Here is a 1383-nt window from a genome sequence, read left to right as displayed (position 1 = left end):
CAGGGTTAGCGCGTCTCAAACCTTATTGACAAGCGGACTTGCCCGATCAGCAATCAAGTTGGAAACAAAGTGGTACTATCCGAGCTAGGGTAAGATTTAATCCATCTAGGTGCAAGGTTCGAGTAATGTCAACAGGATTTGAGAACAAGAAAAGCAAAACCAAAGCATCTTTTGCACCCAGCATAGATAGCAAAGACATTACCACTAAGTTTCAGGAATACTTCACAGAAATCAAAGACCCCAGAGTAGAAAGGACGAGATGGCATTCACTGACCGATATCATCACCATAGCGATTTTGGCAGTAATTGCAGGAGGGCAAGGTTGGGAAGATATCGAGGAGTATGGACTCAATAAACAGGAGTGGTTGGAGACATTTCTAGAACTGCCAGAGGGAATACCCAGTCCAGACACTTTTAGAAGAGTATTTGAGAAAATTAACCCCAAAGAATTTGAGAAATGTTTTCGGCAGTGGGTTCAATCATTGGTTGAGAAATTAGGAGTAGAAGTAGTAGCCATAGATGGCAAAAATCATAGAGGCTCATATGACCGAGAATCCCAGTTAAAAGCCTTACACACTGTCAGTGCCTGGTCGAGTGAACATCGTTTGGTCTTGGGACAAACAAAGGTCACTGACAAATCTAATGAAATCACCGCGATTCCAGCATTATTAGAAATGCTAGATATATCTGGCTGCATCATTACTATTGATGCAATGGGGACGCAAAAATCCATTGCCCAGAAAATTATCGCAGCTGATTCTGATTACATTTTGAGCCTCAAAGATAATCACCCCAAACTGCACCAGCAAGTCAAGAATTGGTTTGAGACTTCCCTCTCTCTTGGGTTTAAAGATGTTGATGTAAGTATAAGTCAACGCATAGAAAAAGGACATCATCGCATCGAGAATCGTCAGGTTTACACTGTGCCAGTGTCACAACTTCCTGGACTTCATGAACAAGATTTATGGGCAGGAATAACAACAGTAGTGATGGTAGTGCGTTCAATTCAACATTGGAATAAAACTACCCACGAGGTGCAATTTTACATCACTAGTCTCGCCAGCGATGCTAATAAAATTGGCAGTGCTATTCGACAACATTGGGGTATTGAAAACTCTGTTCATTGGACATTGGATGTCACCTTCGGTGAGGATGAATGTCGAATTCGTTCTCTGCATAGTCCACAGAATTTTTCTTTGCTACGTCGCATTGCTCTTAATGCCTTAGAGCGAGAATCATCTTTCCGCCGCAGTATTCGCCAAAAGTCACGGCGAGCCGCTATGAATGATCAGTATATGCTTTCTGTGTTAGCCGCATCTCTCTCAAATTCAATCCTCTCCTAGAATCCCACTGTCAATAGGGTTTGAGACGCGCTAACCCTGG

1 protein-coding gene is annotated in these 1383 nt (G+C 42.7%); it reads left to right on the top strand.

Annotation, left to right across the window (positions count from 1 at the left end):
• Positions 1-125: 125 nt before the first annotated feature.
• On the top strand, positions 126-1343 hold the full coding sequence (locus tag V7K67_RS03190; protein WP_335165220.1) for an ISAs1 family transposase: 1218 nt from the start codon (positions 126-128) through the stop codon (positions 1341-1343).
• Positions 1344-1383: the final 40 nt, after the last annotated feature.

Source organism: Nostoc sp. (genome assembly GCF_036917155.1).
Taxonomy (GTDB): Bacteria; Cyanobacteriota; Cyanobacteriia; order Cyanobacteriales; family Nostocaceae; genus Nostoc.
This window is presented reverse-complemented; position numbering and strand designations above follow the sequence as displayed.